12 protein-coding genes are annotated in these 13,098 nt (G+C 73.5%); 6 read left to right on the top strand and 6 right to left on the bottom strand.

Annotated elements, in window-relative coordinates; genetic code table 11:
• Both BN159_RS36235 and BN159_RS36230 read right to left on the bottom strand, forming a co-directional pair.
• Entirely contained in the window at positions 1-2,994 is a 2,994-nt protein-coding gene (locus BN159_RS36235) for an AAA family ATPase (protein WP_015662011.1), read from the bottom strand.
• Positions 2,991-4,154: an exonuclease SbcCD subunit D gene (locus BN159_RS36230; RefSeq protein ID WP_015662010.1), complete on the bottom strand. Its 1,164-nt coding sequence runs from the start codon at positions 4,152-4,154 to the stop codon at positions 2,991-2,993. The genes BN159_RS36235 and BN159_RS36230 overlap by 4 nt, the downstream gene beginning before the upstream one ends.
• A gap of 150 nt (positions 4,155-4,304) precedes the next feature.
• Here BN159_RS36230 and BN159_RS36225 point away from each other — a divergent pair, with 150 nt between their 5' ends.
• From BN159_RS36225 to BN159_RS45895, 3 genes are read left to right on the top strand one after another with little or no spacing between them, the layout of a single operon-like run.
• A complete protein-coding gene (locus BN159_RS36225; RefSeq protein ID WP_162146282.1) occupies positions 4,305-6,626 on the top strand; it encodes a tetratricopeptide repeat protein in 2,322 nt (773 codons plus the stop codon).
• The gene (gene amcB / locus BN159_RS36220; protein WP_015662008.1) at positions 6,623-7,792 is read left to right on the top strand and encodes a cyclophane-forming radical SAM peptide maturase AmcB; all 1,170 of its coding nucleotides are present in this window, start codon (positions 6,623-6,625) and stop codon (positions 7,790-7,792) included. Before BN159_RS36225 ends, amcB begins: the two co-directional genes overlap by 4 nt.
• 7 nt (positions 7,793-7,799) lie before the next feature.
• Entirely contained in the window at positions 7,800-7,940 is a 141-nt protein-coding gene (locus tag BN159_RS45895; protein ID WP_162146281.1) for a hypothetical protein, read from the top strand.
• Between the two features lie 20 nt (positions 7,941-7,960).
• Here the strand turns inward: BN159_RS45895 and BN159_RS36215 are convergent, their stop codons facing one another.
• The 3 genes from BN159_RS36215 to BN159_RS36205 are packed head-to-tail and all read right to left on the bottom strand — an operon-like array spanning position 7,961 to position 9,876.
• A complete protein-coding gene (locus BN159_RS36215; protein ID WP_015662006.1) occupies positions 7,961-8,587 on the bottom strand; it encodes a YigZ family protein in 627 nt (208 codons plus the stop codon).
• 24 nt (positions 8,588-8,611) lie between these two features.
• Complete coding sequence (locus BN159_RS36210) at positions 8,612-9,154, bottom strand: SixA phosphatase family protein (protein WP_015662005.1); 543 nt, start codon at positions 9,152-9,154, stop codon at positions 8,612-8,614.
• Complete coding sequence (locus BN159_RS36205) at positions 9,151-9,876, bottom strand: hypothetical protein (protein ID WP_015662004.1); 726 nt, start codon at positions 9,874-9,876, stop codon at positions 9,151-9,153. The genes BN159_RS36210 and BN159_RS36205 overlap by 4 nt, the downstream gene beginning before the upstream one ends.
• Positions 9,877-10,067: 191 nt before the next feature.
• Between BN159_RS36205 and BN159_RS36200 the strand changes: the two genes are divergently transcribed.
• The 3 genes from BN159_RS36200 (at position 10,068) to BN159_RS36190 (ending at position 12,725) form a co-directional block, all read left to right on the top strand.
• Entirely contained in the window at positions 10,068-10,475 is a 408-nt protein-coding gene (locus BN159_RS36200) for a CoA-binding protein (RefSeq protein WP_015662003.1), read from the top strand.
• A 74-nt stretch (positions 10,476-10,549) separates the two neighbouring features.
• Entirely contained in the window at positions 10,550-11,494 is a 945-nt protein-coding gene (locus BN159_RS36195) for a formylglycine-generating enzyme family protein (RefSeq protein ID WP_015662002.1), read from the top strand.
• A gap of 7 nt (positions 11,495-11,501) precedes the next feature.
• The gene (locus BN159_RS36190) at positions 11,502-12,725 is read left to right on the top strand and encodes a 4-hydroxybenzoate 3-monooxygenase (protein ID WP_041820372.1); all 1,224 of its coding nucleotides are present in this window, start codon (positions 11,502-11,504) and stop codon (positions 12,723-12,725) included.
• Between the two features lie 12 nt (positions 12,726-12,737).
• On the opposite strand, the gene BN159_RS36185 is transcribed toward BN159_RS36190, so the two are convergent.
• Positions 12,738-13,097: an ArsR/SmtB family transcription factor gene (locus BN159_RS36185; protein WP_041820369.1), complete on the bottom strand. Its 360-nt coding sequence runs from the start codon at positions 13,095-13,097 to the stop codon at positions 12,738-12,740.
• Position 13,098 lies beyond the last annotated feature (1 nt).

The following is a 13,098-nucleotide window of genomic DNA, read 5'->3' as shown; positions in this document are numbered from 1 at the left end:
TCAGCCGCCGCCCCGCTGCCGCAGCGTCGACCCCGAGCGCCCCTTCACGACCTCCAGCTGGGCGTGGATCCGGCGCCGCAGATCGGCGACATGGCTCACGATGCCCACGCTGCGGTCCCGCTCGCGCAGGGAGTCGAGGACGTCGAGGACCTCGTCGAGGGTCTGGTCGTCGAGGCTGCCGAAGCCCTCGTCGATGAAGAGGGTGTCGAGACGCACCCCGCCCGCCTCGTCGGTGACGACATCCGCGAGCCCGAGGGCCAGGGCGAGGGAGGCGAAGAAGGTCTCGCCGCCGGACAGCGTCGCCGTGTCCCGCTCCCGTCCGGTCCAGGCGTCCACGACATGCAGTCCGAGGCCGCTGCGGCCGCGTCCGGCGCGGTCGTCGGAGTGGACGAGGGTGTAGCGGCCGGACGACATCCGGCGCAGCCGCACGGTCGCGGCGGCGGCGACCTGTTCCAGGCGGGCGGCCAGGACGTAGGACTCCAGGCGCATCTTGCGCTCGTTGTCCGCGGAGGTGCCCGCCGTGAGCGCGGCGAGCCGGGCCACCCGGTCGTAGTGGGTGCGCAGCGGCGCGAGCCGTCGTACGCCTTGTGTCGCGCGGGCGGAGAGGCGGTCGAGTTCGGTGCAGCGCCGGGCGGCGGCGTCCCGCGCGGAGGCGGTGTCGCGCAGGCGTCGGCCCGCCTCGGCGGCGGCCTGTTCCGCCGCCGCGAGGTCGGCGGACGGGCGCTGGGCGGCGGCCGCGGTGTCGGCCTCGACGAGGACGGCGCGTACGGCGGCTTCCTCGGACTGCCAGGCGTCCAGGCGCCGTTGGAGTTCGCGGTGGGCGGTGTCGTCGAGCAGGGCCTCGGCGGCGGCCTGCGGAGTGTCGAACCCGGCGCGGAACGCGGCGTCGGCGAGGCGCGCGTCGGCGTCCTTGAGCCGCTGGGCGCTGTCCTCCGCGGCGCGGGCGCTGTCGGCGGCGTCGGTGAGCAGCGCGACCTGGCGTTCCAGTTGGGCGGAGCGGGCGGCCACACTGTCCAGGACGCCGCGCGCCTCGGCCAACTCCCCTTCCAGTGCGGCCCGTTCGCGGTCCAGCTGGTCGCGGTGGCCGACCCGGGCGGCGCTTCTGACCTCCGCCTGCCTACGGGCCATGGCGCGCCGCTCCTGCTCCTGCTCGGCGCGGCGCAGTTCCTCGTGCGCGGGGTGCAGCGCGGAAGCCTCCCGGCGGGCCTGCGCGAACTCCCGCTCCAACTCAGTGACATCGTCGGCGAGTTGTCCGGTCGGGGTGTCCCCGGCCTCGGCGGTGGCGGCGGCCAGCGCCTCGCGTACGACGCCCAGGCGCCGCTCCTGCTCGGCCTGGCGCTCCTCCGCCGTCTGGTAGGCGGCGAGGGCCTGCTCCTCGACTTCGCGGTCGACGTGCCCGGCGTCCTTGCGCGCGGGCGCCGGGTGCTCGGTGGCACCACAGACGGCGCAGGGTTCACCGGCGGTCAGCTGGGCCGCGAGTTCGGCCGCGATGCCGTTCAGGCGGCGTTCCTTGACCTCCAGCCAGTGCGCCTTGGCCGTCAGCGCCTCCTCCTGGGCACGCCGGGCCCGGTCCGCCGCCGTGTCGGTGTCGCCGGCCAACTGGTCCCGCAATCTGGCCGCCTTGAGCCGCTTGGCGGCGGGCTCCCGCTGCACGGAGAGCTGTTCGGCGCGGGTGGCGGCCTCCTGGGCGGTGTCGATCCGGGACTGGAGCCCCGCGCGCGTGGCCTCCCAGCCGGCGAGCCATGCCCCGGCCTCCTCAAGGACGTCCTCGTCGGCGCGCTCCTGGCGGTCGAGACCGGCACGCTCCTCGACGAGTTCGGCCAGCCGCTGCTCCGCGCGGCGGGCCGACTCCAGGCCACCCAGCTCCTCGGCGGCCCGGCGCGCGGCGGCCGCGAGCCCTGCGGCACCCGCGTCGGCGAAGGTGTCCGGCAACAACGCGCCCGCGCGGTCTCGGGCGATCGCGGCCCGCCGGTGCTCGGCGTCGGCGGCGTCCCGCAGCTCCAGCGCGGGGGCCACCGCCTCGGCCTTGCGGGCCCGCTCCATGCGCGCCTGCGCCTCCCGGTGACCGCCCGCCCGCTCCTGAAGCACCCCGGCCCGCTCCCGCGCCTCGGCGAACCTTCGTTGCAGCCGGGCGAGTTCGCGTACGTCGCCCAGGGCGCGCTCGGCGGCGGCCTGAGCGGACTCGGCCGTGGCGAGGCGGCAGTGGGCGACAGTGAGTTCCTCGCGCGCGGAGCTGCGGGCCACGGCTGCGGCGGTCAACACGGCGTCAGCGAGCCCCGGTTCGCCCGGTGTCAGCTCGGGCAGCTCCATGGCGCCGTCAGCCGCCTGCTGCATGCGGTGCGCGTCGGCCAGCAGCGCGGCGTCGCCCTCGCGCACCTCGGCCTCGGCCGCGCGGCGGCGCTCGGCGAGCCGCTTCTCCACCTCGGCGAAGCGGTGGGTGTCGAAGAGCCGCCCCAGCAGCCGGCCGCGCGCCTCGGCGTCGGCGCGCAGGAAGCGCGCGAAGTCGCCCTGGGGCAACAGGACTACCTGGCAGAACTGTTCGCGGCTCATCCCGAGCAGCTGGGTGATCTCCTCGCCGATCTCCTGGTGGGAACGGCTGAGGTCCTTCCAGGTGCCGGTCGCGGCGTCGTACTCGCGCAGCCAGCTCTGCGCCTTGTCCAGGGTCGTGCCGGAACCCCGCTTCTTCGGGCGCTCCCAGGGCGGCTGCCGGGTGACCTCCAACCGGCGTCCGGCGACGGTCAGTTCCAGGCGGATCTCGGTGCGCGTGCCGAGTGCCGCGTGGTCACTGCGCAGCGCGAGACCCTGGCCGGACTGCCGGGCGCCGGGCACGGCGCCGTACAGCGCGTAGCAGACGGCGTCGAGGACGGAGGTCTTCCCGGCGCCGGTGGGGCCGTGCAGCAGGAACAGTCCCGCTGCCGACAGCTCGTCGAAGTCGACGCTCTGGGAGCCCCCGAAGGGCCCGAAGGCCGTGATGTCGAGTCGGTGCAGCCTCACCGCGCCACCTCCCGCACCACCGCGTCCGCGCGGACCGCGTCGAAGGCGTCCCGGAGCACGGTCTGCTCGTCCTCGTCCGGCCCGGCGCCCCGGACATGGGCGACGAAGTCCTCGGCGATCTGCTGGTCGCCGCGCCCGGCCAGGCGCCGCGCGTAGGACACGTCCGGGTCGTCGGGGGCCCGGTCCGGGTCGAAGACGAGGCTCAGGGTGTGCGGGAAGCGCTCGCCGATCCGGGCCATGGGTTCGGCGGGGCGGACCGTGTCGGTGAGGGTGGCCTCGACCCAGGCGTCCTCGTGCCGGGCGAGGGCGGGGTCGGCGAGGAGTTCCTCCAGCGGCCCGCGGATCCGGGCGAGCGCGCGCGGGGCGGGGCAGTCGATCCGCTCGGCGGTCACGGCACCGTCGGCGTCCAGATCGACCAGCCACATGCTCTTGCGGTGGTCGGCCTCCGAGAAGGAGTACGCCAGCGGGGAGCCGGAGTAGCGCACGCGCTCGGTGATGGTCTGGCTGCCGTGCAGATGCCCGAGGGCCGTGTAGTCGACGCCGTCGAAGACCCCGGCCGGGACCGCGGCGACGCCGCCGACGGTGATGTCCCGCTCGCTGTCGCTGGCCTCGCCGCCGGTGACGAAGGCATGGGCGAGGACGACGGAACGCGTCCCCCGCGCGCGTGCGGCGAGGTCGGCGCGTACTCGGTCCATGGCGGCGGCGAGCACCGCCTCGTGCCCGGCCTTCTCCACCCCGAACTCGTCCTTCACCAGGGCCGGTTCGAGATACGGCAGACCGTAGAAGGCCACCTCGCCATGGGCGTCGGACAGGATCACCGGGGTCCCGCACGCCGACGGCTCGGTCCGCAGATGGATGCCCGCGCGGTCGATGAGCCCGGCGCCGACGCCGAGCCGCCGGGCGGAGTCGTGGTTCCCGGAGATCATCACGGTGGGCACGCCCAGCCCGGCGAGGCTGTGCAGGGCGTCGTCGAACAGCTCGACGGCGGCGAGCGGCGGCACCGCGCGGTCGTACACGTCTCCCGACACCACCACCGCGTCCACGTCGCGCTCGCGCACGATGCCGACGAGGTGACGGATGAACTCGGCCTGGGCGGCGAGCATGTTCACGCGGTGGAACGCCCGGCCCAGGTGCCAGTCGGAAGTGTGCAGGAGCCTCATGATCCCCGAAGACTAACGGCCGGGTCTGACATCACGGGCGGTTACTCCCGTATCGCCCGCGATGACAGGCCTTACGAACGCCAGTTTTGCCGGATTCATTGTCGATTGCCTCTCTGCCGGAAGCCTTGCTTTCAGGGCAAGATGGGCCGTGTGAGCGGGGACACACACGCGGGGGACGCACACACCGCGGTCACACACACCGGGGACCGGATCGACTTCAGGAACGGGACGTTCCGGGGCGAGGCCATCGGGAAGAAGGTGGAACATCATCACCACTACGGCCCCATGCCACACGTAGAGGACGCGCTTCCGCCGACCGCCGCCGAGTTCACCGGACGCGTGGAGGAACTCGACACCCTGCTGGCGGCGCTGGCCCCCCACCCCGGCGGCCACGCCCCGGTCCCGGTGACCGCGGTGGCGGGGATGGGCGGCGTGGGCAAGACCGCGCTGACCGTGCGAGCCGCTCACACGGCACGGGAACACGGCTGGTTCCCCGGGGGCGCGCTGTTCGTCGACTGCCACGGCTACGACGAGACGCCCGCCGGAGCCGAACAGCTGGTGGAGGCCCTGCTGCGCGCCCTGGGCGTGGCAGCCGCCCATGTGCCGACGACGCTGGACGAACGAGCCGGACTCTACCGCTCGGTCCTGGCCGAACGGGCCCGCACGAGCGGCGCGGTGCTGATCGTGGTGGACAACGCCTCGCACCCCGGGCAGGTCAGACCGCTGCTGCCCGGCCACGGCGCGCACCGCGTCCTCGTCACCTCCCGCGACACCATGCCCCAGCTCGGCGCCCACCTGCTCCATCTCGACATCCTCCGGCCCGAGGTGGCCCGCGAGGTGCTGAGCGCCGCTCTGCGCACGGCCGCCCCCGCCGACCCGCGCGTCATGGATGACCCCGAGGCGACCGGGAACCTGTGCGCGCTGTGCGGGTACCTGCCCCTGGCGCTGCAGATCGCCGCCGCCCTGCTCATCGCCGATCCGGGCAAGCCGGTGACGGAACTGGTCGCGGAGCTGGCCGACTCCGCCACGCTCATCGACCACCTCGACGACGGCGAACGCGGAGTGCGGGCCGCCTTCGACCTGTCCTACCGCCGCCTCGGTCCGGGCCCCTCCCGCCTGTTCCGGCTCCTGGCGCTCGCCCCGGGATCGGAGACCAGCGACGAGGCGATCACCGTGCTCCACGGGGCCGACGCGCTGCCGCGCCCGGAGCTGAACGCGCTGGTCCGCGCTCATCTGGTTTCGCCCGGAAGCGTGCGCGGCTACTGGACCATGCATGACCTCGTACGCGCCTACGCGCTGGACCGGGTGGCCCGCGAGGAGCCACTGCGGGCCGAGGGCACCCGAGCGCGGGCCCGGCTCCTGGACCACTACCGGCAGCGTGTCGAGGCGGCGGTCTGGCACGTGCAGTCCAGCCCCGATCCTGCCCCGTCCCCCGGGTTCAGCGACCGCGCGGACGCGCTGCGATGGTTCGACCACGAGCGCACCGGCCTCATCTCCGCCGCGCTGTGGGCGGCCGACCCCGTTCACGCGCAGGCCGGACTGGGACTGGCGCTGAGCCTCTACGGCTATCTCAGCTGGCGGCGCTACTTCGACGACGCCGTGTCCGTCTATCGCTGCGCGACCCAGGCGGCCCGCGCGTTGGGGGACGACCTAGGAGCGGGCCGGGCATGGAACGCCCTCGGACTGGCCCTGCGCTACAGCCGCAGAATCGAGGAGGCCGTCGCGGTGCACACGCGGGCCCGCGAGATCCACGCGTCGCGCGGGGACGGCCTCCAAGAAGGAAAGTCCTGGGACATGCTGGGCGTCTCCTTGACCGAAGCGCGCAGATTCGACGAGTCGCTCGAGGCCCACGAACGCGCCCGCGAACTGGTGCACGCGGCAGGCGACCGCCGACTCGAGGCGTCGACCTGGAACAACGCCGGCCGCACCCTGTTCAAGATGGGCCGCTGCGAGGAGTCGGTCGTCGCGCTCACCCGGGCCCGCGAGATGTTCCGCTCGGTCGGCGATCGATTCCACGAGGCCACCGCGACCAACAACCTGGGGCGCTCCTTCCGGGAGACCGGGCGCCTCGAGGAAGCCCTGTCCGCGCACATCACCGCCCGCGCGGTCTTCGAGGAGCTGGGCGCCCGGGAGCGTATCGCCACGGCATGGAACGACTTCGGTGTCGCCCTGTCCGCACTGGGCCGCCTCGACGAGGCCGTCGAGGCCCACCGGATCGCCGTACGAGAACAACACGAGGTCGGTCATCGGCACGGCCAGGCGATCGCCGCCAACGACCTCGGAGTCGCCCTGCGGCGCGCGGGCCGCCGTGACGAGGCCGTCGCGGCGCATCTCCAGGCGCTGTCCCTCTACCGGGACGTCGCCGACCGCTACGGCGAGGACGAGACGATGAGGCTCCTCACCGTCGCCGGGCACCGGAATGCAGAACCACCCAGGGAAGCAGGGCCGCCCGGGGAAGCGGGGGACCGATGACACGGCCGTCGGCACCGGCCCGCGCCACCCCGGCGGCACGACTGGCGAGGACCAGTACCCGCGTTCTGCTCCAGCCGACCCCACTGTGCAACCTCGACTGCCGCTACTGCTATCTGCCTTCCCGAGGGCTCGCCCGCTTCATGTCCGACGACGTCGCGGATGCCGTCGCGGCGACGGTTGCCTCCTGGTCGGAACACCACCCGGTCACCGTGCTGTGGCACGGCGGGGAGCCGCTCACCACGGGGGTGTCCCGCTTACGGGGGCTGCTCGACCGGTTCCCTCCGGGTCGTGAACACCCGGTGCGGCACGCCGTGCAGACCAATGCCTCACTCATCGACGAGGTGTGGTGCCGGCTGTTCGAGGAGCGGCGGATCGAGGTCTCGGTCAGTGTCGACGGTCCCGGCCCCGGCGGAGACCGTGTGGACCGTTCGGGCCGAGAGGCAACGGAACGCGTGCTGCGCGGTGTCGAGTTGCTCAAGAGGCACGGCATCGCGTTCGGGGCCATCGCCGTCGTGTCCGACCCGTCCGCGCGCAAGGCGGCCGAACTGCACGAGTGGTTCGCCGCGCTCGGCTGCCGCGTTCTGGGCGTGAACCTGGTGGAACGCAAGGGCGTGCACGCCAAGACCCTCCACGACGACGCGCACGACGAGCACGACGCCGAGAACATAGCGGAGTTCTGGGCCGCGCTGGCCGCCCGAGGGCGCGCCGACCGGGACATGACTCTGCGGGATCTGGAGCACGCCTGGCGGTACGTCAGGGCGGAGCTGGCCGGTGCGGCAGGGCGGTGGGCCGGTCTGCCGGTCGATCCGCTGCCCATGGTCACCTGGGACGGACAGGTGGTGCCGCTCAGCCCGGACCTCGCCGGGTTCTCCTCCCCGCGCCACGGCCGGTTCAGCGTCGGCGACGTACGGGAGCTGGGGCTGGCCGGCTGCCTGGCCCGCGCTGAGCAGACCCCTTGGGTCGCCGAAGCCCTCGCCGGGGTCGACGCCTGTCGCGCCGCGTGCGAGTTGTTCGCCTACTGCCGTGGCGGGCAGGCCGCCAACAAGTACTTCGAGACAGGTCGGCTGGACGCAACCGAGACGCAGTTCTGCCGCAACGGCAGAAAACTTCTGATGGAAGGACTGATGCGCGATGCGGAACGAGTCGCCGGAAGAGCCCACGGTTGAGACCCGCATGCGGTCCCTGGGCGCGGAGTTGTTCCCCCTGCCGGACGCCCATGCCTGCGAGCCCTGCGGCGACGCGCCCTGCTCGCACGCCGTGACCCTGTATTCGGGCGGCTCCGACCCCATCCCGCTGCACGAGCCCGCGCGGTAGTCCGCCCTCGAACCCACGCGTCAGGCGTCGCCGTACGCCTCCCCGCCCAGCGCGAACCCGGCGGTGCCGGCCGTGGCGTCGGCCAGCCAGGCGCGGAAGGTGTCCACGTCGGCGTCCGGCAGGCCGATCTCGATGGTGACGGCCTCGGCGTAGTGGACGTCGCGGACCTCGCGGCCGGTGGCGCGCAGGTCGTTCTGGATCTTGCCGGCGCGCTGGTGGTCGACGGTGACCGTGGCCAGGCGGAAGCGACGGCGGGTAATCGTGCCGAGGTTGTCGATGGCCTCGCCGACGGAGCCGCCGTACGCCCGGATGAGGCCGCCCGCGCCGAGTTTGACGCCGCCGAAGTAGCGGGTGACGACGGCGACGACGTAGCGCATGTCACGGCGCAGGAGCATCTGGAGCATGGGGACGCCGGCGGTGCCGCCGGGTTCGCCGTCGTCGCTCGCCTTCTGGATCGCGGCGTCGGCGCCGATGACGTAGGCGAAGCAGTTGTGGGTGGCGTCCGCGTGCTCCTTGCGGATGCCGGCGATGAAGTCCTGGGCCTCCTGCTCGGTGGCCGCCGGGGCGAGCGCGCACAGGAAGCGGGAGCGGTTGACCTCGGTCTCGTGCACGCCCGCGCGGGCCACTGTGCGGTACTCGTCCTGCATCCGGTCAGCCTATGCCAGGGTCGGTCAGGGCTTCTTTCCGCGGGGCACGGTGAACCAGGTCAGCAGCGCGGTGCCGGGGGCGAGCGCGCTCCAGGCCGTGCCGCGCCAGGCGAGCACGGCGACGGCGGAGGTGGGGAACTTCTCCCGCACCCGGTCCAGGGCGTCGTCCAGGCTGTCCCCGGCCAGCGCGGTCACCAGGTCCTCCAGGCCGGGGTTGTGCCCGATCAGGAGCAGGGTCTCCACCTCGGCGGGCGCCTCATGCACGGCGGCGAGCAACTCGGTGGCCTCGGCCGCGTAGAGCCGCGGGAGGTAGCGCACGGGCGGTGGGGTGCCCCACTCGGCGGAGGCCAGCTCCCAGGTCTGGCGGGCACGGACGGCGGTGGAGCACAGGGCGAGGTCGGGCAGCAGATCGGACTCGGCCAGCGCGCGGCCGGCGGCGGGCGCGTCGCGTCGCCCGCGCGGGGCGAGCGGGCGGCGGTGGTCGGCGATGCCTTCGGGCCAGGCGGACTTGGCGTGCCTGAGGACGATCAGGCGGCGCAGCGGGCCGGTCCCCGCGCGGGCGATCATGCCAGGGATCCCAGGTCGCGGGTGAGGTCGAGGCCGAGCAGCCGGTCGGCGTAGGCGTAGGTCTCGAAGCGGGCGCCGTCCGGGATGTCCGGTTCGGTCTCGACCCGGGTGAGCAGGCGCAGGACGCGGGGCACGTCGAGGTCGTCCTCCCAGGCGCCGCGCAGTTCGGTGCGCACGCCGTCGGGGATGGGCCGGGAGGGGTGCCGCGCCCAGTCGGCGACCGCGCGCCGCCAGCGGACGAGGGTGTCGTGGGCCTCGGTCAGGGCGACCGTGTCGAGCCGTACCGGCCGGCTGCGGGGCGGGGTGAGGAGGGCCAGGCGCAGGGCGACGGGGTCGGCGCCGGTGAGCGGTGCCGGGGACTCGGCGTGCACGGGGGCGACGGCGACGCGGACGCCGTCCGGGCTGACGCCGTCCTCGGCCACGACATGGATGACCTGTTTCTCACCGAGCCCATGGCCGACCTCCCGGCTGTCCTCCAGGGGCCGGATGCCGAGTGCGGCGGCGCCGGCCCGCAGCTCGGGCTGGTCCCGGTGGCCGTGCAGGACGGCCCAGACCGGGGTGCCGCCGAGTTCCAGGGCGCGGACGAGGAGGTCGGTGACGAGGAGCACGCGCAGGGCGCCGGTGTCGAAGCCGGGAGCGTGGGCCTCGACCCGGGTGAGACCGCGCCGAGCGGGGGCGGCGTCGACGGGCACGCCCGTTCGGGCGTCGATGATGCGCAGCACTCCCCGAGCCTAGGCGGGCGCGCGCCCGGGCGCAGCACACGGCACGGTTTCCGGACAGCGGGGCGCCGCCGAGCGTGCCGGGAATCCGGACCGTCAACTCCGCCGACCAGCACGCGCCCTCGCGGGAATCTCCACGCACCCTTGGCCGTTGTCCCCAGACCAGGGATGTCATGAGGTCGAGGAGGCCATCGGTGTACGGCGACGAAGCGACGATCCGCAAGATCCTCACCGAGTCCGGCGACACGTGGGCGGTGGTCGGGCTGTCGTCGAACCAGCGGCGTGCGGCGTACGGCGTCGCCGCGGTGCTCCAGCGCTACGGCAAGCGCGTGGTGCCTGTCCACCCCAAGGCGGAGACGGTGCACGGCGAGCAGGGTTACGCCTCTCTCGCGGACATCCCCTTCGAGGTGGACGTCGTCGATGTCTTCGTCAACAGCGAGCTGGCGGGTGCCTTGGCCGACGAGGCGGTGGCCAAGGGCGCCAAGGCGGTGTGGTTCCAGCTCGGCGTGATCGACGAGGCCGCCTACGACCGGACCCGCGCGGCGGGCCTGGAGATGGTCATGGACCGCTGCCCGGCCATCGAGATACCGCTGCTGCGGTGACCCTCACGCGGGGCGCACAGGTCGATGCCGTAGACAGGGGTTCGCATCCGTCGCGTGTCCACGAGGAAGAACCGATGCCCGAGCCTCTGTCCCCCGCCCCGTGCTGCATGCCCGCGTCAGAGACGGGTGGCCGGGTCAGGCCCGAGCCGATCGACACGGCGCCCACCGCTGCCACCGACGGCATGGTCCTGCTCCCCGGCGGCGAGTTCCTCATGGGCGCCGAGGACAGCGAGGGCTTCCCCGACGACGGCGAGGGCCCGGTGCGGGCGGTGCGGCTGGCCCCCTTCCGGATCGACGCCTGCGCGGTGCGCAACGACGAGTTCGCCGCCTTCGTCGCCGACACGGGCCATGTCACCGACGCCGAGCGCCTGGACTGGTCGTACGTCTTCGCCGGGTTCCTGCCCGCCGCGCTGCGCCGCGGCGCCCCGCGGCCCGAGCGGACGCCCTGGTGGTGCGCGGTCACGGGAGCCGCCTGGGACCGGCCGGAGGGGCCGGGCAGCGATCTCGCGGGGCGCGGGGACCATCCCGTGGTCCATGTGTCCTGGTACGACGCGGCCGCCTACGCGGCCTGGGCCGGCAAGCGGCTGCCCACCGAGGCCGAGTGGGAGTACGCGGCCCGTGGCGGCCTGGAGCAGCGGCGCTACCCCTGGGGTGATGAACTGGATCCCGACGGCGAGCACCGGTGCAACATCTGGCGGGGCACCTTCCCCACCAAGAACACCGCCGCAGACGGCTATCGCGGCACCGCGCCCGTGGACGCCTTCGAGCCCAACGGCTTCGGCCTGTACAACACTTCGGGCAATGTGTGGGAGTGGTGCGGGGACTGGTGGACCACGGAGCATCGCGGGTCCGTCGACCCGACCGGCCCGGCCGAGGGCACCGCGAAGGTGATCCGCGGCGGTTCCCACATGTGCCACGCGTCCTACTGCAACCGCTACCGCGTGGCGGCCCGCAGCACCAACACCCCGGACAGCTCCAGCGGTCACACCGGGTTCCGGTGTGCGCTGAACGTCTCATAATGCTCGGGTGACTTCCACCTCCCCCCACCTCAACTCCGGTGCCGCACAACGGTTTCCGGTGGTCGTCGTCGGCGCCGGACCGGCCGGGCTCACTCTCGGCAACATCCTGCGGGCCGCGTCCGTGGACTGTCTGGTCCTGGAGATCGAGAGCCGTGAGTTCATCGAGCGCCGGCCCCGCGCCGGAGTCCTGGAGGAGTGGGCCGTACGCGGGCTCGAACGGCGGGGCCTCGCGGGGAATCTGCTGGCGCGCGGCCAGGTGCACAACGAGTGCGAGTTCCGCTTCGCCGGGGAGCGCTACCGGTTCGAGTACGCCGAGCTGACGGGGCATCACCACTTCGTCTATCCGCAGCCGTTGCTGGTGACGGACCTGGTGCGGGAGTACGCGGACGTCCGGGGCGGCGCGATCCGGTTCGGGGTGCGGGACGTCGAACTGCACGACCTGGACTCCGACCGGCCCTCGGTGTCGTACACCGACCCCGAGTCGGGTCAACGGCACGTCGTGTACTGCGACTTCGTGGCGGGCTGTGACGGGGCGCGCGGGGTGTCCCGGGGCGCGGTGGCACCGGGGCGTGCCCATGTCTCGCGGTACGACTACGGCATCGGCTGGCTGGCGTTGCTCGCCGAGGCGCCGCCGTCCAACGACTGCGTGGTGTTCGGCATGCACCCGCGCGGATTCGCCGGGCACATGGCGCGCAGCCCCGAGGTGACCCGGTACTACCTGGAATGCCCGCCGGGCGACGACCCGGAGAACTGGTCCCACGACAGAGTCTGGACGGAGCTCCAGGAACGGCTCGGCGCCGCCGGGGCGCCCCGGCTGACCGAGGGGCGGCTGATCGAGAAGCGCGTGCTGGACATGCACAGTTACGTGGTGGAGCCCATGGTGTTCGGGCGGCTCTTCCTGGCCGGGGACGCCGCCCATCTCACCGCGCCGATCGCGGCCAAGGGCATGAACCTCGCCCTGCACGACGCCTTCCTGCTGGGCGACGCGCTGGTCGCGTTCCTCACCGAGGGCGACTCGGCCGGACTGGACGGCTATTCGCGGGCGTGCCTCGGCCGGGTCTGGGACTACCAGGAGTTCTCGCAGTGGCTGTCGGAGGTGTACCACGGCACCTCCTCGGGTGATCCGCATCGCGCGGGGACCACCCTGGCCCGGCTGCGCCGCCTGTTCGGCTCCCCCTCGGCGGCGCTGGCCTTCGCGGAGCAGTACCTCGGCAAGAGCGCCGACTACTGAGCCGTACCGACGTCATTCATGCACGGGCCGGTCGCTGAGCCGGTGGTCCGCCACGCTCAGCGCCTCGTCGACCAGTCGCCGCAGATGGCCGTCGCCGAGGGAGTAGATCACCCGGCGGCCCTGCTTGCGGGTGTTCACCAGACCGGCGAGACGCAGCCGCGCCAGATGCTGGCTGACGGCGGGCCGGGCCGCTCCGCACGCCTCGGTGAGCGTGCTGACATCGGCCTCTCCCCCGGCCAGTGCGTGCAGCAGGGTGAGCCGGGTGCGGTCGCCGAGGAGGGCGAGAAGCTCGGCGGCGAGGGCGAACTGTTCCTCGCCGGGGGTGCGCGGGTGCGCATCGTGCGCAGGTGACAGGTGCATGCGTGCGCTCATA

The sequence above is a fragment of the Streptomyces davaonensis JCM 4913 genome (assembly GCF_000349325.1).
In the GTDB taxonomy this organism is placed as follows: Bacteria; Actinomycetota; Actinomycetes; order Streptomycetales; family Streptomycetaceae; genus Streptomyces; species Streptomyces davaonensis.
The sequence above is the reverse complement of the archived record's forward strand: the minus strand, read 5'-3'. Positions and strand labels throughout refer to the sequence as shown.